Genomic DNA, 22,944 nt, shown 5'->3' with positions numbered 1-22,944 from the left:
ATTTGAAAACCAAAGGTTGCCTATTAGCACGTTTATCCACCCGAAAAGCCACACTAGACTGAACCTTCACTTACCCCTGGAGGAACAGCACGATGAAAATCCTATTGATTGGTGCCAGCGGCACGGTCGGCTCGGCAGTCAAGGCAGAACTGGCTCAGCGTCACGACGTGATCAGCATCGGTCGCACAAGCGGCGACTTTCAGGTGGATATCAGCGACAGCGCGTCGATCCGCAGGCTGTTCGAACAGACCGGCAAGTTCGATGCCCTGATCTGCGCGGCCGGTAGCGTGAATTTCGTAGCACTGGGTGAAATGAGCGAAAGCGATTTCGACCTGGGCCTGCGCGACAAGCTGATGGGCCAGGTCAACCTGCTGTTGATCGGCCGCGAATATGCCAACGACGGCGCCTCGTTCACCTTCACCAGCGGCATCCTCAACCGTGACCCCATCCGTACCGGCGCCTCGGCCGCATTGGTCAATGGCGCCATTGACGCCTTCGTCAAAGCCGCGGCGATCGAATTGCCACGCGGCCTGCGCGTCAACGCCGTGAGCCCGACCGTCCTGCTGGAAGCGATGGGCAGCTACGCCCCGTATTTCCGCGGTTACAAACCGGCTCCGGGTGCCGACGTAGCTCTGGCCTACGCCAAAAGCGTAGAAGGCCTGCAGACCGGCCAGACGTTTATCGTCGGCTGAATCCGGCGTCTGTCAGAATTGCCTGAAGCCGGGCACTGGGGTTGTGGTGCGGCGTCAGCCTGCGTAACGTGGCGGCACTTGTTTGGAGACCCGATAAATGCGCGCCGCCCGTACCCTAGTTCTGTTTGCCCTGCTGCCTCTGTTCACCGCTTGCCAGATGTTCGAGAGCGAGCCGGCAAAGCCGTCTACCGCCGGGTTGACCCGCATGCAGGGTGAATTGACGGCCGTTGACGGCAAGCTGTTGTTCCAGCCTTGCGGTGACAAACGCAACTACGTGGTCAACGACGCCGGCGGCACCAGCATCCTGCAGGAAGCCGCCTCACTGGCTGGGCAACAAGGCGCACTGTTTGCCGACTTGCGCGGCAAGTTCTCCGGGGTTGCCACTGGCACCCAGGGCTCGGTAGAGCTGCAACAGCTTTATCGCATGGAACGTTCGACTTCGGCCTGCAACGACCCGGACTTCAAGCGCATGGTGCTGCGCGCCAATGGCCATAAACCCGCCTGGGCGATGAATGTGACCGCCAAGGGCATGGTGCTGGAGCGCGAAGGCCAGCCACCCTTGGCGGTGCCTTTTGTGGAAGAGCAACTGGGCGACGGCCGTTTCAACCTGATGACCGAAGCCAATAACCAGCACATCGAACTCTGGGTCGCGCCGCAGCGGTGCATCGACAGCGTCAGCGGTAGCCTGCAACACATGACCGCCGAGTTGCGCGTCAACGGCCAAGTGCAGCGTGGTTGCGCGGCATTCGGCGGTTCTCGCGACGACTGATTCGGCCCAACGCTGTTTTAACGTGTCGGAAAACCGCCTTTGGGGCTTATAATCGCCGGTTTGCAAAACAGCCGGCCTTTTTGTCCGCCGCCTACCGGATCCCGTCATGTTACGAATCACCGAACTCAAGCTGCCCATCGACCATCCCGAAGAAGACCTGCGGCCTGCCATCGTGCAGCGCCTGGGCATCGCCAGTGATGACCTGCTCGATTTCACCCTGTTCAAACGCAGCTATGACGCCCGCAAAAAGTCGTCGGAGCTATGCTTCATCTACACCATCGACCTGAACGTGAAAGGCGAAGCCGCCCTGCTGCTCAAGTTCGCCGATGACCGCAACGTCAACCCGGCGCCGGATGTCAGTTACAAGGTGGTGGGTCAGGCGCCGGAAGGCCTGGTCGAACGGCCGATCGTGGTGGGGTTTGGTCCGTGCGGGATCTTCGCCGGGCTGCTGCTCGCGCAAATGGGCTTCAAGCCGATCATCCTCGAGCGCGGCAAAGAAGTGCGCCAGCGCACCAAGGACACCTGGGGCCTGTGGCGCAAAAACGTGCTCAATCCCGAGTCCAACGTGCAGTTTGGTGAAGGCGGCGCCGGGACCTTCTCCGACGGCAAGCTCTACAGCCAGATCAAGGACCCGAAATTCCACGGTCGCAAGGTCCTGCACGAGTTCGTCAAGGCCGGTGCGCCGGAAGAAATCCTCTACGTCAGCAAGCCGCACATCGGCACGTTCCGCCTGACCGGCGTGGTGGAAAACATGCGCCAGCAGATCATCGCCCTGGGCGGTGAAGTGCGTTTCGAACAGCGCGTCACCGATGTGCTGATCGAAGACGGCCAACTGCACGGCGTGGTCATCGACGGTGGCGAGCAACTGCTCTCCAAGCACGTGATCCTGGCCCTGGGCCACAGCGCCCGCGACACCTTCCGCATGCTGCACGGGCGTGGCGTGTACATGGAGGCCAAGCCGTTCTCGGTGGGCTTCAGGATTGAACACCCGCAATCGCTGATCGACGCGGCGCGCCTGGGCAAATACGCCGGGCATCCTAAACTCGGCGCGGCCGACTATAAGCTGGTGCACCACGCCAAAAATGGCCGCTCGGTCTACAGCTTCTGCATGTGCCCGGGCGGCACGGTGGTGGCGGCGACGTCCGAGCCGCACCGCGTGGTAACCAACGGCATGAGCCAGTACTCGCGCAACGAACGCAATGCCAACTCCGGCATCGTCGTCGGCATCACGCCGGAGGTGGACTACCCGGGTGGCCCGCTGGCGGGCATCGAGTTGCAGGAGCGCCTGGAGTCCCACGCCTACATCCTTGGTGGCAGCAACTACGAGGCTCCGGCGCAACTGGTGGGGGATTTCATCGCGGGCAAGCCGTCCACGGCCATTGGCAGCGTGGAACCGTCCTACAAGCCCGGCGTGTCGCTGGGTGACTTGGCCCTGGCCTTGCCGGACTTTGCCATCGAAGCGATTCGTGAAGCGTTGCCGGCGTTCGAGAAGCAGATCAAAGGCTACTCGTTGCACGATGCGGTGCTGACCGGGATCGAGACGCGCACGTCCTCGCCGCTGCGGATTACCCGTAACGAGTCGATGCAGAGCTTGAACGTGAAAGGTTTGTTCCCGGCCGGTGAAGGCGCGGGTTATGCCGGTGGGATTCTGTCGGCGGGCGTTGACGGGATTCGGATTGCCGAGGCGTTGGCGCGGGATATGCTCGGCATAGAGGCCTAAGCACTCTATTACAACCAACCCGATCAAAGGTGGGAGCGGGCTTGCCCGCGATGGCAGAGTCTCAGTCGCCGAACTTATCGACTGAACGCCGGCATCGTAGGCAAGCCCGCCCCCACATTGGTTTTTGCCGGTTTTCAGATGTTTGCGCGCAGGATTGTCTCCGGCAACGGCTCGCCCCGTTCAACACTGGCCGCAACGGCCGCAATCAGCCCGCTCAACTCATACCCTTGCCCGGCGAGCCACGCCTGATCGTAGTAAGTCGTGGCATACCGCTCGCCCCCGTCACACAAAATTGCCACGATCGACCCAGACTCCCCCGCCGCTTGCATCTGCTGCGCCGCCACCAAGGCACCGATCAGGTTGGTCCCGCTGGAACCACCGACCCGCCGCCCAAGACGCTCGGCCAAGTAATGCATGGCCGCCAGTGACAGCGCATCCGGTACCTTGACCATCGCATCAATCACCTTGGGCAAAAACGACGCCTCGACGCGTGGCCGGCCGATCCCTTCGATCCGCGAACCGCAATCCAGGCGCAAGCTGGCGTCGCCCGTCTGGTAATAGTCAAAGAACACCGAGCGTTCGGCGTCGGCACACAGCACGCGGGTGCAATGCTGGCGATAGCGCACGTAACGCCCCAGCGTCGCGGTGGTGCCGCCGGTGCCAGGGCTGGAAATCAACCAGCTCGGCTCGGGGTAATGCTCAAACCGCATCTGTTGGAAGATCGACTCGGCGATATTGTTGTTCGCCCGCCAGTCCGTCGCGCGCTCGGCATAGGTGAATTGGTCCATGAAGTGACCGCCACTTTCCTGCGCCAACCGCTCGGACTCGGCGTAAATCTGCGTCGGATCCTTCACCAGATGGCTCTTGCCGCCGTAGAAGGCGATCTGGGCGATTTTCTCCTGAGACGTGGTGGCTGGCATCACCGCAATGAACGGCAGGCCAAGCAGCCGCGCGAAATACGCTTCCGAAATTGCCGTCGACCCGCTGGAGGCCTCAATTACCGGCGCGCCCGGCTTGAGCCAGCCATTACACAGCGCGTACAGAAACAGTGAACGGGCCAGCCGATGCTTCAGGCTGCCGGTGGGGTGGCTGGACTCGTCCTTGAAGTACAACTCGATACCCGGCAACCCCGGCAACGGCAAAGGGATCAGGTGCGTGTCGGCGCTGCGCTGGAAGTCCGCTTCAATGATGCGAATGGCTTCGCGGGCCCAGGTACGGTGGTCACTCATAAGGTGCGTCTCTAAAGATTTCAGCGCCAATTTTAGGGAGTTTCCTACACTGCACACAGATACAGTGGCGACTCAAATAGACACACAATTGCTAGGCTCTGGCGCAATGCCGACTCTGCCCGCTCCTTATAACAAATAAGAATATAACTTTTGTTTTAACAACTAACGGTACGGGTTAGGGTACCCACCTATTGAACCTGGATTGGAGAGCATCCCTTGCCTCTGCGTAGCACTTTCACCCGTTTCTTCCAGCTGGAAGCCGCCAGCGGTCTGTTGTTGATCGCCGCTGCCGCCTTGGCGCTGATCATCAACAATTCACCCTTGTCACACCTCTACAACGCGTTTCTCGATGTACCGGTGGTGGCACAGATTGGCGCGCTGAAAATCGCCAAGCCTGCCCTGCTGTGGATCAACGATGGCCTGATGGCCTTGTTCTTCCTGCTGATCGGCCTGGAGGTGAAGCGCGAGCTGCTCGACGGCCACCTGTCCAAACCCTCGCAAGTGGTACTGCCGGGGGCCGCAGCCATTGGCGGCATGGTGGTGCCGGCGCTGATCTACTGGGCGATCAACAAGGACTACCCCGCAGCACTCTCCGGCTGGGCGATCCCCATGGCCACCGATATCGCTTTTGCACTGGGCGTGCTGGCCCTGTTGGGCAAGCGCGTACCGGTATCGCTGAAACTGTTCCTGATGACCCTGGCGATCATTGATGACCTCGGCGCAATCATCGTCATCGCCGTGTTCTACTCAGCGGACCTGTCCGGTGCTGCTCTGGCCGGTGCAGGGGCGTGCCTGATTGCCTTGATCGCGATGAACCGGCTGGGCGTGATCAAACTCGGGCCCTACCTGATCATCGGTCTGATCCTGTGGGTGTGTGTGCTCAAGAGTGGCGTGCATGCCACGCTGGCCGGCGTGACCCTGGCCTTCTGCATCCCGCTGCGCACCAAAAATGCCGAGCCCTCGCCCCTGAGGACGTTGGAACACGCCCTGCATCCGTGGGTGGCCTACGCCATCCTGCCGCTGTTTGCCTTCGCCAACGCGGGCGTTTCCCTGGCCGGCGTGAGCCTGGAAAGCTTCACTCACCATGTGCCCATGGGCATCGCCGCCGGCCTGTTGATCGGCAAGACCATCGGCGTGTTCGGCCTCACCTGGCTCGCCATCAAGACCGGCCTTGCCGCGCTGCCCAGCGGCGCGAACTGGGGCCAGGTGTTCGGAGTGGCGATCCTGTGCGGTATCGGCTTTACAATGAGCCTGTTTGTCGGTTCACTGGCGTTTGTGCCGGGTGCCAGCGAATTCGCCGGGGAGGATCGAATGGGTATTCTGACCGGGTCGATCCTGGCCGCGTGTATGGGTTATGCCGTGACCGCGATGGCGAGTCGCAAGAAAGCCTGAGGGTTGCGAAAGCACCCAAAACCCCAATCGGTGAGCCCGATTGGGGTTTTTCTTTTTCTGAAGATGACACTTACCTCAAACGCCTAAAGACTTTGCGCGCGCCGCCGACTAGTGATTGTGGCGCTACCACTGTCCCTGCCAGGGACACCCGCCCGACACAGCTCTCCAACGCGTATTCAGCCCGAGCGAAAATCCCATGTTCCTGAGAAATATAAGAATCGCTGCCAGAGCCTTCATCGGCTTCGCGGCCATTGCGTCGCTGAGTGTGTTTCTCGGTCTGTTCGCCCTCAAACAGATTGGCGAAGTCCAGTCCCAGGCGGCCGACATTCAGAACAACTGGATGCAGCGTGTCAGGATTCTGGCCCTGGCCAACGCCTCGCTCGACCGTTTTCGCTTGGGCGAAATGGCGCACATCCTGTCGTCAAGCGATGCGGACATGCAAACCTATGAAGACAAATCCGCCGGCCGCCTGAAAAGCGTCAAGGAACAGCTGGCCCAATATGCCGCGCTGCTACGCACACCCGAGGAAAAATCGCGCCTGGATGTGTTCAACCAAAGCCTGGATGCCTACGCGAAGAACCATACCGAAATGCTCAAGCGCTCGCGCTCGGGCGACAAAGCCGGCGCCCGCGACTTTCTCAACAGCATTCGAGAAAGCTACGAGCAGATGACCAAGAACTTCGACCAGTTGATCGACCTCGCCAACAAAGGCGCCGAACAGGCCGGCCAAACCTCCGTAGGCGCTTACCAGCATGCCGTGAGCGGCATCACAATCGTCATTTTGCTGGTCAGTGCCGGCACAGTGCTGGTGGCCTGGTTACTGACCCGCAGCATTACCGGCCCCATCATTGAAGCGGTGCAGGTGGCCGAAACCATCGCCAAAGGCGACCTCACCCAGCCCATAAACCCTACGGGCAATGACGAAGCCACGCGCTTGCTCCGGGCACAGGAAACCATGCGTAACAACCTGGTGCAGACCCTGCGGCAAATCACCGGCTCATCCAGCCAACTGGCCGCTGCGGCCGAAGAGTTGAATGCCGTCACCGCCGAGGGCAGCCGCGACCTGCAACAGCAACATGGCGAAATCGAGCAGGCAGCCACGGCCGTCACTCAGATGACCACCGCGATTGAGGAGGTCGCGCGAAACGCGGCATCAACCTCCGACCTGTCCCAGGAATCACGCAGCATTGCGCTGAAGGGCCAACAGCGCATGGTCGAGGCACTGAATTCGATCCAGGCGCTGACCCGTGGGGTCGAGGTCAGCTCAGGGCAAGTGGGCGGCCTCGCCGAGCAGGCCAAAGGCATCGGCAAAGTGCTCGATGTGATCCGCACCATTGCCGAGCAAACCAACCTGCTGGCGCTTAACGCGGCCATCGAAGCCGCGCGTGCCGGTGAGGCCGGACGTGGTTTCGCCGTGGTCGCCGACGAGGTTCGTGCACTGGCCCATCGCACCGCCCAATCGACCCAGGAAATCGAGCAGATGATCGGCAGCATTCAGGCCAACACGGCCAGCACCGTCAACACCATGCTCGACAGCAGCGCCATGACTCAGCAAACTTTGGGGCTGGCCGAGCTGGCGCAACAAGCGCTGGCAGACATTCTGGCCGCCAACGATGAAATCAATGACCGCAACCTGGTGATCACCACGGCGGCGGCGGAACAAGCCGACGTTGCTCGAGCAGTCGATCGCAACTTGCTGAACATTCAGCAGCTGTCGATTCAGTCGGCAGAGGGCTCGACCCAAACGACTGCAGCCTCGCAATCCCTCGCCAGCCTGGCCCACGAGTTGAACACGATGGTCAAGCACTTCCAGGTTTGAAGTCACGCAGCGTGCGCGGCACACCGCGCCTGCAATAAAAAACCCCAACCGATCACTCGGTTGGGGTTTTTTATTGCCAGGACCGGCGTTTAACGAGTAACGCGGCTGGTACCGTCAACGGTCATGATGCGTACACGGTCGCCGATGCGGAAGATTTCATTTTCCTGCACGGCTTGTACGTAGGCACGCATGCTGCCGTCGTCTTCGCGAACGGTGATTTCCACGCCTTGGGTGCGGGTCAGGCCTTCTTCAGTGGCCGAGCCCAGAAGGCCGCCGGCTACGGCGCCGATCACGGCGGTCACAATGCTGCCACGGCCGCCGCCGATGGCGCTGCCGCCAACGCCGCCGATGACTGCGCCAGCAGCGCCGCCGATTGGGGTCTTGGTGCCTTCGATTTTCACTGGACGCAGGGATTCAATGGTGCCCATGCGAACGGTCTGTACACGACGCGCCTCGTCACGAGAGTACGAGTCGCCGGTCAGACTCGAGGCGCAGCCACCCAACAGCAACGACAGGGTGGTAAAGCAGGCAACTAGTAAAACGGACTTACGCATAGCATCAACTCCAAAGGACAGGTATTCATTAGACGCTGCGGCTTGGCGCCTGTCACGGCGAGCACCGCAGAAAATTGCTTTCATTCAGCCTTAGTACAGACTGCCAGCACCAGAAAAATAGACGAACGGTTGCACTCAACTGTTCCGAAGAATGTCATGAACGCGTTCATCATTATTGTAGTCGCGCAGCAGCACACGCCGAAGACATATGGATAAAGACTTCGCCGTGGCGGGCAACATTCGAACGAGGTGACGAAAGGTGAAACTCAGGGCGCCAGGCGCTCACGAGTCCACTCGCCGGCTTGCAGGCGGTAGTTGAGGCGATCATGCAGGCGACTGGCGCGACCCTGCCAGAACTCGATGCGCTCGGGCAGCAGGCGATACCCGCCCCAATGCTCAGGGCAATCGGGTTGGATGTCGCTGAAACGCTGCTCGGTGGCCTTGAGCAAATCTTGCAGCTCTTCGCGATCACGGATGACCCGGCTCTGCGGCGACGCCCAGGCCCCAAGACGGCTTCCCAATGGGCGGACCTGAAAGTAAGCATCCGACTCTTCAGGCGTGACCTTGACCACCCGCCCTTCGATGCGCACCTGGCGCTCCAGGGTGGGCCAGAAGAAGGTCATGGCTGCAAACGGCTGTGCCGCAAGCTGTTCGCCCTTGGCACTCTGATAATTGGTGAAGAAGGTAAAACCCTGTGTATCCAGGCCTTTGAGCAACAGGATACGACAGTGCGGACGACCGTCCTGGTCGACCGTGGCCAGAGTCATGGCATTGGCTTCCACCGGTGGCTGCTCGGTTTTCACCGCATCGGCAAACCACTGGTGGAACAATGCAAACGGCTCGCCCGGGGCCTGGGCCTCGCTCAAACCGTCCCGTGTGTAGTCACGGCGCATATCGGCCAATGCCTGGGTCATGCGGCTTTATCCTTCTGGTTCAACAGATCAGTTTTTCGCCTGGTCGTTTGTCGCTGGGGCGTCGGCCTTGGGTGCGGCTTTTTTCGCGGCCGGCTTGGCAGCAGCTTTTTTCGCAACAGGCTTGGCAGCGGCTTTCTTGACCGGAGCCTTTTTCGCCGGAGCGGCTTTTTTCGCAGCAGGCGCCGGTACGGGAGCGGGTGCAGTCTGCACGGCAACCATTTCCGCAACCGGTGGCTTGCCCGAGTTGTACTTGCTCAACAACGCCAACATCGTTGTACGCTGAGTGAACATGATTTCCATGCGACGGTTCAGCGCACGCCCCTGATTGCTATCGTTGGCAGCCCGCGGCATAAGGTCGCCCATGCCACGCATCATCAGGCGATCCTGCTTCAAGCCGCTGAGGCTGAAAATCGAAGCGATGGACTGCGCGCGCTCGCGGGTCAATGCCTGGCTCACTGGCTCGGCACCATTGGTGTCGACGTGGCCTAAGACCAACACAGCGGTCTTCGGATCGCCTTCAACCGCCTTGGCCACGCGAGTGAACGGGCCCAACGTAACTGGCAGCAGCATCGCCGGGCGTTTCGGGTTGTAAGAGCCATCAACCGGGGCGATCACGACCAATACGTTTTCGCGACGCTCCAATTGCAGGTTGCTGTCCTTGATGGCCGCACGCAGGCGCGGCTCATAGTCGTCCAGCCAGGCTTGAGTGATTTTCGGGTCAGGCATCGGCACGTTGGTCACGTCGACCTTGGCCAATGGTTTTGGCTTGCTTTCGAAAGGCCACCACCATTTGGTATCGGTGTCGGTCTTGGCCACCGCCGGGGTCGTCGGGTCTGCCGCCTTGAGGTCGGCTTTCAGATCGGCTTTGGCATCAGCCGCTTTTTCATCGGCGCTTTTAGAAGCGAACGGCCACCAGCTGGAGCCGGTCTCAGCCTTGGCTACGGGCGCAGGGGCGGCAGCAGCGGCAGGCGCTGGAGCAGCGGCGGCGGCAACCGGGGCTGCGGGCTTGGCGCCAGCGGCGGGTTTTGCATCCGGCACGGCGTCGGTTTTGGTTACTGCGTCCTTGGTAGCAGCCTTGTCTGATCCAAATGACCACCAATGCCCACCCTCGGCATCATTTTGTGGAGTTTGTGCGCAACCCGTAATTGTGAGGCACAGCGCGAGTGCCAAGGACTTGTTCGATAACATGAGATATCCACAAAATGAGAAAAAACCGGAGGGTCTGGTTGACCCGTTAAACAGACGCTTACAGAACATTGAAGTTACAAAATTTCGTTCAGCGCCTTCTTATAGTTGCCTTTGTAACAAAAAAACGTGAAACAGCAAGCTCTTTACAGACAACCGGCCAATATTCCGACCAACTTCTGTGCACGCGGGTCCATAAGTACATAAGGCCCCAGTGTATTAGTCACGAAACCAAATGCTACATCATGTTCCGGATCGGCAAAACCAACCGAACCACCCGCCCCCGGATGCCCAAACGCACGTGGGCCAAGGCCGAACGTCGCATTGGGCAAGTGCGGTTGATCCAACATGCAGCCCAAGCCAAAACGCGTTTGGGTCAATAAAGTTTTATCCGGTCCGATACTGTGTTCGCGGGTCAATTGTTCGAGCATGTCCGCCTCGAGCAAACTACCGTCCAACAATCCGCTATAAAAGCCCGCCAGGCTACGCGCATTACCGTGTCCATTTGCCGCTGGCTGCTGCATGCGCCGCCATTGAGGCTTATTAGTGCTTGTCAGAATAGACGGTGGGTTGGCAAATGCACGCGTAGTCATGGCCGCAGGTTCGCGCATCATAACTTGCAGTAATCGTTGAGCGGCTTCATCGCCCATATTGCCTTTGCTGCGCGCTATATGCGCAACACGGTAAAACTCTTCGTCCGCCAGGCCAACATGAAAGTCCAGCCCCAATGGCCGCGCAACCCGCGCCACAATTGATTCACCGGGCCCACGCCCGTCGGCGCGACGCAACAATTCACCGACCAGCCACCCATACGTGATGGCCTCGTAGCCGTGGCCTTGGCCCGGCGTCCACCATGGGGCTTCGGCCGCCAGGGTGTCGACCATCAGTTGCCAGTCATAGAGGGCTTCGGCGGGGAGCATTTCGCGAATCGCCGGCAACCCGGCCTGGTGGCAGAGCAGCTGGCGCAGGGTGATGGCTTCCTTACCGGCCGCGGCAAACTCGGGCCAGTAATTGGCGACAGGGGCGTCGAGTTGCAACTTGCCCTCGGCCACCAATTGCAGGGCCGTCACGGCGGTGAAGGTCTTGGTGCAGGAAAACAGGTTGACGAGGGTGTCGCTGTGCCAGGCCTCGGCACCGTCCTTGTCGGCGGTGCCTGCCCACAGGTCGACGACGGTTTCGCCGCCGATCTGGATACACAGCCCGGCACCACGCTCCTGCGGGTCATCAAACAATGCGGCGAATGCCTCACGTACCGCTTCGAACTGGAGCTCGTAATGACCCTGAATCTGCACCTAAGCCGCCTCGGAAAACACCGTAATAAGTGGCCGACATTGTTCCAGTCATTGGCGGTTTTGTGAACCCGTCAAATATGAATCAATGGCCATTTCCAGAGTGACCGCCAGCATGCCCGGCGCCCTGCCCCGCGCCTCTGCCGTCGTGCCCCGACTTGCCGGCTTCACTCTCACGCACCCCGCTGGCAGCTTTGGCTTTTTCGGCTTCCTTGCCCAGTTGGTCGACGGCCGCCAGGTTGCTTTTGCGCACGCTGTCGACAAAGCCCTGGAACGGCACATCCGTGATGCCCACAAGGCCAAAGTGGCCGTTTTCACCGTCCAGCAGACGCCCCGTCACCGGTTGATCCAGGTACTGGAACCAGTGCACGCCGACGATCGACGGCTCAGCCATGGCCTGCTTGAGGAAGTTGCTGTACGCCACGCCACGGTCTTCCTCCTTGGCCAGCTGAGTCACGCCGCCCCAGAACGGACCGCGATCCGCCGAGCCAAAGTTGAACTCGGTGATCAGCACCGGCTTATCCAACGCGCGCAGGGCGGCGAAGTCGTAGCCGTCCTGAGGCTTGAGGGTGTACATGTTGAAGCTCAGCACATCGCAATACTGGGCGCAGGACGCCACGGCTTCCGGGGTGCTGACGGCGTAGCGGCCACCCAGCAGCAGCTGGTTGGGCGCGTGCCACTTCAACGAATCGGAGATGGTCTTGAAATAGGCATCGGCGAAGGTCTTCTGGAAGTATTTGAAGTCGGCTTCGATTTCCGGGTGCTCAGGGCTTGGCATCGGCGGCTCGAAACCCGGGTCTTCCATCAGCTCCCAGCCTGACAGGTGAATGCCCCAGGCTTTGGAGAGGCCTTCTTCATTACGGTATTTGTCACGCAGTTGCTTGAGGAACGCACGTTTGGCCGGCACATCGGTGGTCATGCGCAAGGTCCCGTACGCCAGGGCGTAACGCGACTTTGGATCATCGCCAGGGCCGGCCCAGGCCAGCTCGTTGTCGGCAAAAAAGCCGATCAGCCACGGGTCGTCGCGGTGATCGCGGGCCGCGATCGCCACGGCGCGCTCGGTGGCCATGGCGAAACGCGGATCGAACGGGTCGGGCATGCCGCCCCACCAGTCCGTGCCGGTGCTGATGCTGGCGTAGTCACCGACAATCGACAGCGGCAAGGTGTAGGGCACGCGGTCGGCGCTGGCCAAATCCTCGTCGCTCCAGTTGCCCACGGTGTTGAAACCCCAGGCTTGCAGGCGGTCCAGCGTGTGGGTGACCCAGCGCTTGTGGTCGAAACCTTGCGTGTCATAGGTGCGCTGCAGGTTGGCGCCATAGAAGTCGTACCAGCGCCCCACATTGAAGCCCCGGCCCTGGTCAGCGCCGTTGCCGCCGCGGTTATCCGCACGGCCGTAATACTTGTCGAACGGCTCGCCGGACTTGGGCAGCGCGGCAAACATCCATTCGCGGCCGGCCACGTAGGTTTGATTATCGTCCGGCGCAACCGTATTGACCCCCAGGGAGTAGAACGGATGGCCTTCCGGCGTCACCAGGTACCAGCGCCCATCGCGCTTCTCGGTGCGGAAAAAGCCGCTTGCTTCAAACGTCGGGCCTTTGTTCCAGCCGCCATATTGGTCCAGGGCAGACTTGTCGCGCTCAGCCAGCCAGCCCTTGAGCTGTTGCTGCTCCTTGGCCGCTGCGGCTTTGAGTTGTTCGTCGCTGCTGACTTTTTCCGGCCAACGCGCACGCGTGGACTGACCATACGCATCCACCAGCGCGCTGTAGGCGGCCTTCAGCACCGGCTCGCTGTCCTGCACGCCAAAGCGTTCCAGCAGGATGCTTTGGGCTGCGTTGGGCTTGATCATCGACAGAGTGACCGACGCCACCTGGCTACGATCGATTGCCCCGGCGCTGCTGGCCAACAGCACACGCTGGCCTTCCACGGTAATCGGCATCGGCGGCCCGGCCTTCATGCCCTGGCTCAGCGGCGAGTTGGCCTGCAGCGGAATCAGCAGGGTTTGAGCGGGGCCGGCCGGCAGGTCGATGCGGCTGACCAGCGTCTGGCCGTCGGTGCTCTGCACCTTGACGTAGAGGGTCAGAGCCCAGTCCATGGCGCTTTGGATACGCAGGCTCATGGCGCCGGACTGCGACCAGTCCCACACGCCGGTCTGCGGGCTGAGCACCAGGCTCGGTTCGGCCGCCGGGTTGAAGGTGATGCGGCGCAGCACCTCGCCCTCAGCGGTTTGTTCGGCGTTGTATTGCGGCAGGCTCGCGTCCTGGGTCGCGACCTTGACCACATCGGCAGGCCGGACGAAGTTGAACAGCGTTTGTTGCCCGGCAGGCGCGGCCATCAAGGGCGCGGCAAACAACAAGGCAAACAGAGCGGGCAGCGTGCGAATCATACGAACAAGGTTCTCCCAAACGGCCGGTGAATGGCCTGATGACATAAAGCGTTGGCAGTGAGATAGACCACGAAGTGGGCGAATTCGCCCACAGTGGCTTAAGAAATTTCGCGCCTGAAGGGCGGCAAAGCATTGAGGATAGCCTTGCCATAGCGCTGCGTGACCAAACGGCGGTCGAGCAAGGTGATGGTGCCTCGGTCTTCCTCGGTACGCAGCAAGCGCCCGCAGGCCTGGACCAGCTTCAAGGAAGCATCCGGCACCGAGATTTCCATGAACGGGTTACCGCCACGGGCCTCGATCCATTCGGCCAAGGCCGCCTCGACCGGGTCATCCGGTACCGAGAACGGGATCTTGGCGATCACCACGTGTTCACAGTAGGCGCCGGGCAAGTCCACACCTTCGGCGAAACTGGCCAGGCCGAACAACACGCTGGAATCACCGCCATCAACACGCGCTTTGTGCTTGTTCAGGGTTTCCTGTTTGGACAGGTTGCCCTGGATGAACACCTGCTTGCGCCAGTCGCGGTCGAGGCCGTCGAACACGTCCTGCATCTGTTTACGCGAGGAGAACAGCACCAGGGTGCCGCGTGAACCTTCCACCAGGTCCGGCAAGTCGCGGATGATCGCGGCCGTGTGCGCGGCCGCGTCGCGAGGGTCGGCCTTGAGGTCCGGCACTCGCAGCACACCGGCATCGGCATGGTGAAACGGGCTCGGCACCACGGCGGTGACCGCCTTTTTCGGCAGGCCGGCACGCATGCGGAAGCGGTCGAAAGTGCCCAGCGCGGTCAGCGTGGCCGAGGTCACCAGGCAGCCGTAGGCCACATTCCACAGGTTGCGGCGCAGCATTTCGGCGGCCAGGATCGGGCTGGCATTGACCTCGATATCAAACAGCGCACCGCTTTCGGACAAGGTCAGCCAGCGCGCCATGGGCGGGTTGTCTTCCGGGTCTTCGACGGTAAAGGCGGTCCACAGCTCCCAATTGCCCTGGGCGCGCGACAGCAGGCTGCCGAACAGGGGGTACCATTCCTCGGCCTGGTTGCTGGCGATACCGATGTTGACCTCGCCATCCATGCCTTCCTTGAGCAGGTCGGTCAGGCGGGTGAACAAGTCGGTCAGCCGTGAGAAGCCTTTTTTCAGCTCGATACCCATTTCACGCATGTGCTCGGGGATCAATCCGCCGACAAACCGGTGACGCGGCCGTTCGCGGCCTTCGACGTCTTCGCCGGGTTTGAAGTCGGCGACCTGCTCGCAGGCGCTGAACATGAATTGCTGCTGGGTCTTGATCTCGCGCGCCAGCTCCGGCACCTGCTCGATCAGCTTGCCCAGATCGCCGGGCAACGGGTGCTGGGCGAGCAATTTGGTCAGGTTCTTGGCGGTGGTTTCGAGCCAGTCGGCGGTGGAACGCAAACGGGTGTAGTGGGCGAAATGGCCGATGGCCTTATCGGGCAAGTGGTGCCCTTCGTCGAATACGTAAAGAGTGTCGCGCGGGTCCGGCAACACAGCGCCGCCGCCCAGGGCCAGGTCAGCCAGGACCATGTCGTGGTTGGTGACAATTACGTCGACCTTGCCCATGCCCTCGCGGGCCTTATAGAAGGCGCACTGGCCGAAGTTGGGGCAATGCCGGTTGGTGCACTGGCTGTGGTCGGTGGTCAGGCGCGCCCAGTCGGCGTCTTCCAGGGCGGTGGGCCAGCTGTCACGGTCGCCGTCCCATTTGTTGCCGGCAAGTTTCTCGATCATGCTGGTAAACAGCTTCTGGCTGACTTCATCAACCTCGATCTTGAAGCCTTCCTCTTCGAACAGCGAAGCCGTGGCGGTCTGGGCGTGACCTTCCTGCAGCAATACGTCGAGCTTGGACAGGCACATGTAGCGGCCACGGCCCTTGGCCAGGGCGAAGGTGAAATTCAGGCCGCTGTTGCGCATCAAGTCGGGCAGGTCTTTGTAGACGATCTGCTCTTGCAGGGCGACGGTGGCGGTGGCAATCACCAGGCGCTTGCCGGCGGCCTTGGCGGTAGGGATTGCGGCCAGGCTATAGGCCACGGTCTTGCCGGTACCGGTGCCGGCCTCGACGGCCACGACCGCGGGGTCGCCACTGCGCCGACCTTCGTCGTCGGTGTCGATATCCCCGAGGACTTTGGCCACTTCGGCGATCATCAGGCGTTGGCCGTAGCGCGGTTTCAAGCTCTTGGCTTCGAGAAAACGCGAATAGGCGCCCTGGATCGTGGTTTTGAGTTCAGTGCTGATCATGGATAGTCGGGCGCAAAAAACGCTGGATAAATTTTCAGTGGTTCGGATCGGCCGCTATCATACCCCGCTAATTAATCCCGCGCAGAACGGAGTACCACAATGACCGCGTTTAGCCTCGCTTACACCCTGCATGTATTGGCCGCCCTGGTGTGGGTCGGCGGTATGTTTTTCGCCTGGATGATCCTGCGCCCCGCCGCCATGGCGGCACTTGAGGGCCCTGCCCGGCTCAAGCTGTGGGCGAATGTGTTTCAACGTTTTTTCGTATGGGTCTGGGTGGCGGTGCTGGTTTTGCCGATCAGCGGCATCGGTCTGTTGCAACTGCGCTTCAGTGGGTTTGAGACCGCACCGCGCTATGTGCAGGTGATGATGGGCTTGTATCTAGTGATGACCGCGCTGTTCATCCGTATCCAGGCATTGAAGTTCCCGGAACTGCGCACGGCGGTGGCGGCTGAGGATTGGCCTGCAGGTGCGGCTGCGCTGGGGCAGATTCGCAAGCTGGTGGGGATTAACCTGATTATCGGGTTGGTGGTGGTGGCGATTGCTTCGGCGCGGCCGATGTTCTGAGGCTGGCCTTCATGGCCCCTTCGCGAGCAAGCCCGCTCCCACATTTGGAATGCATGTCAATGTGAGAGCGGGCTTGCTCGCGAAGGCGTCAGAACAATCGACTCAAAGCCGCTGAATAGTCACAGCGCCCGCAGGCCCAGCCGGCCCCGGTTGCCCTTCCAGCCCTGGCCGGCCCTTCTGGCCACCATCGGCGCGGTACACCAGACAGCCCTTGGATTGCCCGCCTTTGCCCGGCTTACCGGCCGTGCCGGCCAAACCGCCCGCACCGCCATCCACCCAGACCTTGATCTGCTCGGCCGGGAAGCTCTGCGGCAGCTCCACGCGTACGGTCGCGCCCGCTGCGCCTGGCAGGCCATCGCCGCCATTGTCGCCATTGGCGCCGCGCCCGGCTGAACCCCAGGTGCAGCCCGGGTCCACGCCATTGGCGCCATCCAGGCCGGCATACCCTTGGGCGCCGGCGCCGCCACGGGCGTCCACCGACAGTTCATCGGCGGTCAGCGCGTTGATGCGCAGGACCAAGTCACGCCCCGACTTGGCAGCTCGTTCGTGGGTACCGGGAGCACCGCGCGAGGTGATCTGGCTGCCATGTTCCAGTTGCGCGTTACGCACCTGCAACTGCAGCGCGGTATTGCCGGGGGCGATAGCGATACGGGCTTCTCGGCCCAAATGCAGCTCATCCACCGTCACTTGGCTGATGGTCGCCGGAATCAACAACGTGCCGTAATCCGCCACATCCAGGCGTTCGAGCTGCAAAACGTTGGTGCTGCTGGGCAGGCGCATCAGCGAGTTGGTTTCAACACTGACGCTCTGCGCCAGGGCAATGGGGCTGACCAACAGGGCCAACAGAAAAACCTTACGCATGATTGGCCTCCTTGTTTGTTTCAATAACGGCAGGCGCCGACAGGCCCCGCACATGGAACATCCCCACCAGCAGAATCTGCAGGCGGTCACGCCAGGGGTGGGCACGGTGTTTCAGGCTGCTGTTGAACAACAGCAATTCCAATAGATGAGTCAGCAACAACAGACTGCCGGCCAGACTGACCAACAGGTGAAACGGATTGGCGAGCGGCCGGAATAAATTGACCACCACCACAACCCAGAACAGTAACGTCAGAAACTTTCCCAGCCCCCAAAACACCTTCATCCTGCATGCCCCTGCCTATTATTCTTTGGGCGCACAGTACCGACTTCTGCAGGCGATTTGCCAGTGAAGGATGAAAAAACTTGATAAAGGCACGGTTTGCCTGCGGTTTCGGCGAGGATCGCCAGCAATGCCCCTGGGGTTCCCACAGGGGCAAGGGCCGTCAGCGGTTGATTTTGATTTCCACACGACGGTTCAAGGCTCGACCGTCAGCGGTTTTGTTATCGGCCACCGGCTGACTTTCGCCCGCGCCCACCACCGATACAAAGTTGCTGCGCGGCACGCCCGCACTCACCAGGTAATCGGTTACCGAGTGCGCGCGTTTTTCCGAGAGTTTCTGGTTGTAGGCGTCTTTGCCGACGCTGTCGGTATGCCCGCTGACCCGTAGCTGGGCGCTCGGGGCTTCGCGTTTGAGGCGCGTGGCGATGGTGTCGAGCTTGGTTTTGTCCGCCGCCGTCAGCCTGGCCGAGTCGAACTCAAAGTGCACATCGCGGATCACGATGGTTTCTTCCTTGACCACGACCACCTCTTCCACCACGGCCGCCACCGCTACAGGTGGGCAGCCATTGACATCAACCTGCACGCCCTTAGGCGTGCCCGGGCACTTGTCGCGGCTGTCCGGCACGCCATCGCCATCTTCGTCGCCATCACCGTGCACCCAGCAATAGGCGCCAGCCATGCCGCCGATCAGCAGCGCGCCATAACCTGCGTACGCCGAACTTTCAGTGGCGCCAATCGCTGCGCCGGTCACACCACCGACGGCTGCACAGGTGGGCCAATCGGTTTTTTGCAAACCTGCGCAACCTGTCAATACTCCGGTTAGCAGAACCAAGGGTAGAGCTGTCCGCATGATGCTCATCTGATTTCTCCTGAGGGGATCGGCGGGGGCCGACGGGTGGAGTAAAGACCGCTCTTTTCATCTGCGCCACTGCGCCGCACCCCCGTATTTATTGGAGATCGCCCTCTATGCAGGACTTTTGCACGCCGCCCGCTCTAGGCCCGCACGCTCAGCCGCGCTAGTCTCTAGGGTCCTGATGTGAGGATCTCTGATGATCGCTGGTATTTCTTCCCGTACGCCACAGCAAGCCCTGGCCGCCTTGCTGGATTTGCACCAGCCCAAACGCCTGTTGTTGTTGGGTGCCAGCCAGTTCCCGGCGCTGGATGCCTTTCAGGCCGAACACCCGGACACCCAAGTGGCGATCGCGGCGCCCGGGCCGTCACCGGCAGAACTTGCGGCGCAGCGTTTTGACCTGGCGTTGGTGGTCGATTGCCTGGAGCACCTGTCAAAACCGCAAGGCCTGACGCTGCTCGGCGGCATTCGCAACCTCAATGCCAGTCGCATTGCGGTGCTGGCAGACCTGAACGCCTGCGGCTGGAAAGAAACCGATTTCTTCTCCCTGGCGCTGCAGGCCGGCGAGCGTTTCCAGCGTGATGATCAGGTTTTGACGCTGTTTACCTATGATCTGCTTGACTATAAACAGGTGCCGGACTGGCTCAACGCCCGCTTCTGGGCCAACCCGGAAAACTTCGGAAAGTATTGGTGGTAACCATGAGTACATCCATTTGCCCGTGCGGCAGCGGCAATCTGCTGGATGCGTGCTGCGGCCATTATCACGCCGGTCACCCGGCGCCCTGTGCCAGCGCATTGATGCGTTCGCGCTATAGCGCCTACGTGCTGGGGTTGGTGGACTACCTGGTAGCCACTACTTTGCCCGCGCAACAAGCCGGACTGGACCGCGCCGCCATCGGCGCCTGGAGTGCCCAGAGCACCTGGCTGGGCCTGGAAGTGGAAAGCTCCGAAGTGTTTGGCGGCCAGCCGGAGCATGCGTTCGTGACGTTCACTGCTCGCTGGCACGACAGCACCGGAGAACACAGCCACCGTGAACAGTCCTCTTTCGTACAGAATGAGGGGCGCTGGTACTTCATCGACCCGACAGTGGAGGTGAAGGCCGGGCGCAATGATGTATGTTTGTGCGGCAGTGGGCAGAAATTCAAGAAGTGCTGCTCCAGCTACCTCTAATCAACTGACAGGGAAAACGCCATGCTTCGGATGTACAGCTTGATGCTGGCGTTGACCCTGAGCCTCACCGGGTGCGCGTCCTGGTTCGAGGACAGCTCGCCCCCGCCTCATGTCTCCCTGGTGAAGGTTGAAGTGGTGCGCGCCAAATTGCTCGAGCAGCGCTTCAAGCTGTACTTTCGCGTGGATAACCGCGACGACGCCGACCTCACGGTGCGCGGCCTGATCTACAAAGTCAGCCTGGGCGATTTCGTGCTGACCGAAGGCGAGTCCAACGAATGGCTGACCGTACCACCGCGCGGCCATGCTTTTTTCCGGGTGAAGGTGCGGACCAACCTCTGGCCGCAGATACGCGATGTGGTACAGATGCTTAAAAACCCGAGCAAACCCGTGCCCTATCGCCTGGAAGGCGAGCTGAAAACCGGATTATTCATCGGTAATGACGTGCAGGTGAACCACAATGGCGAGATAATCCCCGGCGATTTTATTCCGGAGCGACATCGATGACTCAGCAACCCCATGTCCATGGTCCTGACTGCAACCACGATCACGATCACCATGATCATCATGATCACGACCACGGCCATGTCCACGGCCCGAACTGCGGCCACGCTCACCAGGAGCCGGTGCGCAACGCCCTTAAAGACGTCGGCCGCAACGATCCTTGCCCATGCGGCAGCGAGAAGAAATTCAAGAAGTGCCACGGGGCCTGATGCCCTGACCCCGCAGGAGCCGGCTCGCCGTGGCAAGCTGGCTTGCTGTGGCGAGCCGGCTTGCCGTGGCGAGCGGGCTTGCCCCGCGTTGGGGTGCGCAGCAGCCCCAATAAGATCAACGCGTTTCCTCAACAAAGCGCAATGTCAGGTTTTGGGGCTGCTCCGCACCCCAGCGCGGGGCAAGCCCGCTCGCCACAACAGCAACACCACCTCCAGGCCCCCGCCCTCCCGGTTACTCAAACTCAACCGCCCCTCATGCGCCCGCGCAATCGTATGCGCAATACTCAACCCCAACCCATACCCGCCGGTTTCGGCATTGCGTGAACCTTCCACCCGGTAAAACGGCTCCATCACCTGCTCCAGCTGTTCCTGGGGAATCCCCGGTCCGCGGTCACTGATGACAATCTGCAAGCTGTCCGCCTGATCCTCGACCCGCACCACCACCTCGCTGCCATAACGCACCGCGTTTTCCAGCAAGTTCTGCACACAGCGCTTGAGACTGCGCGCATACCCCGGCAACGGTTGCTTGGCGCGGCCCACGATGGTCACGCTTTCGCCCACGTCTTCCAGGTCCGCCTGCAGGCTTTGCAGCAAGGCATTGATGTCGATGTTCTGTCGCGTCTCGTTGATCTCACCGCTGCTGACAAAGTCCAGGGTGCTGGCCACCATGTGTTCCATTTCTTCCAGGTCGCTGCGAAAGCGCTCCTGGGTGCGCGTGTCTTCGAGCATTTCCGTGCGCAGGCGCAGGCGTGTGATCGGCGAGCGCAGGTCGTGGGAAATTGCCGCGAGAAAGCGCGTGCGCTCGGCGATATTGGCGATCAGCCGTTGCTGCATCGCATTAAACGCCTGGGCGGCGCGGCGCACTTCAGTCGGGCCATCCACCGGTAACGGTGGGCGCTGGATGTCCCGACCCAGCGCCTCGGCGGCCTTGGCCAGGGCATTCAGCGGGCGGATGGCCAGGCGCACCGCCACCAGGGCGATGACCACCAGCACCAGCACTCGCAGCAAATAGATGCGCATCACGTAATCGAACAACAGGTCCAGCGGTGAGGTACTGGTCCAGCCCTGCTCTTCACTGGCGTCCACGCGCAACCAGCGCCCATCGGGCAGGCGCAGGTCGATCAGAAACTGCCCGACCACCGGCCTTGAGCTGAGCAAGGTTGAAAGCCCGGCGGTCTGCCCTTCGCCATCGACCAGCGACAGGCGTAAAAGGCTCAGGGTTTGCGCGTAGCCGGTTTTTTGCGCCAACACCTGCTTGATCAGGCGTTCGGTGGGCCGGTCGCTGTCGGTGAGCGTGCTGGGCGTGCTGCTGGCCTGGTCGCTCAAGGTCAGCCGAAAGTGCGGCGTATCAAGCAGCTGGATCAACTGGTGGGCCTGCTGCGGGTCGCTGTGCATCAGGCGCACCACGTCGGCCAAACGCGTGGCGATCAGCCGTGCGGGGATTTCCAGCACCTGACCATGACGCCGGTCGTACCAGATGCTGCTGGTCAGCGCCTGGGCCGCGAGCATGCCGCTGACCAGAATCAGCACCAGGCGCCCGAACAGCGAACGCGGCAGCAGTCTCACGACCCCAGCACCACGTCATCGGCGGTGAGCATGTAACCCTCGTTGCGCACGGTCTTGATCAGCCCCGCCGGCAGCTGCGAGCGCAGGCGGCTGACGCACACGTCAATGGAGCGGTCGAACGGCGTGCTGTCCTTGTCGAACACATGGTTGAGCAGAAAGTCGCGGCTCAACGGGCGATTGGGGTGCTGCAACAACAGGCGCAACACGCGGTAATCCGAATTGCCGAGGCTGACCACCACGCCTTCGGGGCTGAGCAGCTGCCGCGCCCGTGTGTCGAGTTGCCAGTCGGCGAACCGAATGCTCGGCGCCTCATCCAGGCGCGCACGGTCCGGAAAACTCTGTACCCGGCGTAACACCACCTTGATGCGCACCAGCAATTCACGCGGGTCGAAGGGTTTGGGCAAGTAGTCGTCGGCGCCGATTTCCAGGCCGACGATGCGGTCGATCAACGAGCCCTTGGCCGTGAGCATCACCACCGGCGTGTTGGAGCTGACCCGTAGCTCGCGGCACAGGCTCAGGCCGTCTTCGCCGGGCAGCATCAGGTCGAGCACGATCAGGTCGATCACATTCAGCGCCAGACGGCGGCGCATTTCCTTGCCGTCGGCGGCGGTAGACACCTGAAAGCCCGCGTCACTCAAGTAGTCGCAGAGCAGTTGGCGGATTTGCGGGTCGTCATCAACGATCAACAGGTGGTCAAGCTTTGCCATGGGCAGTCAATCCGAAAACTCAAAACGCAGGAGATAGCCGAAAGCTC

Annotated in this window: 22 protein-coding genes; 10 read left to right on the top strand and 12 right to left on the bottom strand. The window is 61.3% G+C overall.

Going from position 1 to position 22,944, the window contains the following annotated elements; translation table 11 throughout:
- Nucleotides 1-92: 92 nt before the first annotated feature.
- From AACW30_RS23475 to AACW30_RS23465, 3 genes are all read left to right on the top strand, one after another.
- On the top strand, nt 93-692 hold the full coding sequence (locus tag AACW30_RS23475; protein ID WP_106577111.1) for a short chain dehydrogenase: 600 nt from the start codon (nt 93-95) through the stop codon (nt 690-692).
- 97 nt (nt 693-789) lie between these two features.
- Nucleotides 790-1,461, top strand: a complete 672-nt coding sequence (locus AACW30_RS23470) for a COG3650 family protein (protein WP_106577112.1) — start codon at nt 790-792, stop codon at nt 1,459-1,461.
- A gap of 106 nt (nt 1,462-1,567) precedes the next feature.
- The gene (locus AACW30_RS23465) at nt 1,568-3,181 is read left to right on the top strand and encodes an NAD(P)/FAD-dependent oxidoreductase (RefSeq protein WP_200623546.1); all 1,614 of its coding nucleotides are present in this window, start codon (nt 1,568-1,570) and stop codon (nt 3,179-3,181) included.
- 134 nt (nt 3,182-3,315) lie between these two features.
- Here the strand turns inward: AACW30_RS23465 and AACW30_RS23460 are convergent, their stop codons facing one another.
- Nucleotides 3,316-4,410 (bottom strand): PLP-dependent cysteine synthase family protein, encoded by a 1,095-nt coding sequence (locus AACW30_RS23460; protein WP_119738816.1) that lies wholly within the window; start codon nt 4,408-4,410, stop codon nt 3,316-3,318.
- 216 nt (nt 4,411-4,626) lie between these two features.
- On the opposite strand from AACW30_RS23460, the gene nhaA reads away from it, so the two are divergent.
- Both nhaA and AACW30_RS23450 read left to right on the top strand, forming a co-directional pair.
- Nucleotides 4,627-5,802 (top strand): Na+/H+ antiporter NhaA, encoded by a 1,176-nt coding sequence (nhaA, locus tag AACW30_RS23455; RefSeq protein ID WP_119738813.1) that lies wholly within the window; start codon nt 4,627-4,629, stop codon nt 5,800-5,802.
- Between the two features lie 196 nt (nt 5,803-5,998).
- Nucleotides 5,999-7,621 carry a methyl-accepting chemotaxis protein gene (locus tag AACW30_RS23450; protein ID WP_119738811.1) on the top strand — a complete coding sequence of 541 codons (1,623 nt, stop codon included), beginning with the start codon at nt 5,999-6,001 and terminating at the stop codon, nt 7,619-7,621.
- Between the two features lie 89 nt (nt 7,622-7,710).
- On the opposite strand, the gene AACW30_RS23445 is transcribed toward AACW30_RS23450, so the two are convergent.
- The 6 genes from AACW30_RS23445 to dinG all read right to left on the bottom strand — a co-directional run bounded on the left by AACW30_RS23445 (nt 7,711) and on the right by dinG (nt 16,189).
- Nucleotides 7,711-8,175, bottom strand: a complete 465-nt coding sequence (locus tag AACW30_RS23445) for an outer membrane lipoprotein (protein WP_003189251.1) — start codon at nt 8,173-8,175, stop codon at nt 7,711-7,713.
- A gap of 266 nt (nt 8,176-8,441) precedes the next feature.
- On the bottom strand, nt 8,442-9,089 hold the full coding sequence (gene pdxH / locus AACW30_RS23440) for a pyridoxamine 5'-phosphate oxidase (protein ID WP_106577117.1): 648 nt from the start codon (nt 9,087-9,089) through the stop codon (nt 8,442-8,444).
- A 27-nt stretch (nt 9,090-9,116) separates the two neighbouring features.
- A complete protein-coding gene (locus tag AACW30_RS23435; RefSeq protein WP_106577118.1) occupies nt 9,117-10,277 on the bottom strand; it encodes an OmpA family protein in 1,161 nt (386 codons plus the stop codon).
- Between the two features lie 143 nt (nt 10,278-10,420).
- Nucleotides 10,421-11,566, bottom strand: a complete 1,146-nt coding sequence (locus AACW30_RS23430; protein ID WP_124416630.1) for a serine hydrolase domain-containing protein — start codon at nt 11,564-11,566, stop codon at nt 10,421-10,423.
- An 82-nt stretch (nt 11,567-11,648) separates the two neighbouring features.
- Nucleotides 11,649-13,946 carry a beta-galactosidase gene (locus tag AACW30_RS23425; RefSeq protein ID WP_169368411.1) on the bottom strand — a complete coding sequence of 766 codons (2,298 nt, stop codon included), beginning with the start codon at nt 13,944-13,946 and terminating at the stop codon, nt 11,649-11,651.
- Nucleotides 13,947-14,044: 98 nt separating this feature from the next.
- A complete protein-coding gene (gene dinG, locus AACW30_RS23420; protein WP_119738807.1) occupies nt 14,045-16,189 on the bottom strand; it encodes an ATP-dependent DNA helicase DinG in 2,145 nt (714 codons plus the stop codon).
- A 99-nt stretch (nt 16,190-16,288) separates the two neighbouring features.
- Here dinG and AACW30_RS23415 point away from each other — a divergent pair, with 99 nt between their 5' ends.
- On the top strand, nt 16,289-16,753 hold the full coding sequence (locus AACW30_RS23415; protein ID WP_119738805.1) for a CopD family protein: 465 nt from the start codon (nt 16,289-16,291) through the stop codon (nt 16,751-16,753).
- Nucleotides 16,754-16,855: 102 nt separating this feature from the next.
- On the opposite strand, the gene AACW30_RS23410 is transcribed toward AACW30_RS23415, so the two are convergent.
- The 3 genes from AACW30_RS23410 to AACW30_RS23400 form a co-directional block, all read right to left on the bottom strand.
- On the bottom strand, nt 16,856-17,614 hold the full coding sequence (locus tag AACW30_RS23410) for a hypothetical protein (protein WP_106577123.1): 759 nt from the start codon (nt 17,612-17,614) through the stop codon (nt 16,856-16,858).
- Nucleotides 17,607-17,897: a DUF1145 domain-containing protein gene (locus tag AACW30_RS23405; protein WP_106577124.1), complete on the bottom strand. Its 291-nt coding sequence runs from the start codon at nt 17,895-17,897 to the stop codon at nt 17,607-17,609. The genes AACW30_RS23410 and AACW30_RS23405 overlap by 8 nt, the downstream gene beginning before the upstream one ends.
- 160 nt (nt 17,898-18,057) lie before the next feature.
- Entirely contained in the window at nt 18,058-18,753 is a 696-nt protein-coding gene (locus AACW30_RS23400; protein ID WP_119738803.1) for an OmpA family protein, read from the bottom strand.
- Between the two features lie 190 nt (nt 18,754-18,943).
- Between AACW30_RS23400 and AACW30_RS23395 the strand changes: the two genes are divergently transcribed.
- The 4 genes from AACW30_RS23395 to AACW30_RS23380 are packed head-to-tail and all read left to right on the top strand — an operon-like array spanning nt 18,944 to nt 20,624.
- Nucleotides 18,944-19,441, top strand: coding sequence for a DUF6231 family protein (locus tag AACW30_RS23395; protein WP_200623545.1), 498 nt, complete (start codon nt 18,944-18,946; stop codon nt 19,439-19,441).
- A 2-nt stretch (nt 19,442-19,443) separates the two neighbouring features.
- On the top strand, nt 19,444-19,914 hold the full coding sequence (locus AACW30_RS23390; RefSeq protein ID WP_106577127.1) for a YchJ family protein: 471 nt from the start codon (nt 19,444-19,446) through the stop codon (nt 19,912-19,914).
- A 21-nt stretch (nt 19,915-19,935) separates the two neighbouring features.
- Entirely contained in the window at nt 19,936-20,418 is a 483-nt protein-coding gene (locus tag AACW30_RS23385; protein ID WP_179678088.1) for an LEA type 2 family protein, read from the top strand.
- On the top strand, nt 20,415-20,624 hold the full coding sequence (locus AACW30_RS23380; RefSeq protein WP_065890089.1) for an SEC-C metal-binding domain-containing protein: 210 nt from the start codon (nt 20,415-20,417) through the stop codon (nt 20,622-20,624). The genes AACW30_RS23385 and AACW30_RS23380 overlap by 4 nt, the downstream gene beginning before the upstream one ends.
- 144 nt (nt 20,625-20,768) lie before the next feature.
- Here the strand turns inward: AACW30_RS23380 and AACW30_RS23375 are convergent, their stop codons facing one another.
- Both AACW30_RS23375 and AACW30_RS23370 read right to left on the bottom strand, forming a co-directional pair.
- Nucleotides 20,769-22,190, bottom strand: coding sequence for an ATP-binding protein (locus AACW30_RS23375; protein ID WP_124416628.1), 1,422 nt, complete (start codon nt 22,188-22,190; stop codon nt 20,769-20,771).
- Complete coding sequence (locus AACW30_RS23370; RefSeq protein WP_124416627.1) at nt 22,187-22,897, bottom strand: response regulator; 711 nt, start codon at nt 22,895-22,897, stop codon at nt 22,187-22,189. The genes AACW30_RS23375 and AACW30_RS23370 overlap by 4 nt, the downstream gene beginning before the upstream one ends.
- Between the last annotated feature and the right edge of the window lie 47 nt (nt 22,898-22,944).

The sequence above is a fragment of the Pseudomonas sp. MF6747 genome, assembly GCF_963890955.1.
In the GTDB taxonomy this organism is placed as follows: Bacteria; Pseudomonadota; Gammaproteobacteria; order Pseudomonadales; family Pseudomonadaceae; genus Aquipseudomonas.
The sequence above is the reverse complement of the archived record's forward strand: the minus strand, read 5'-3'. Positions and strand labels throughout refer to the sequence as shown.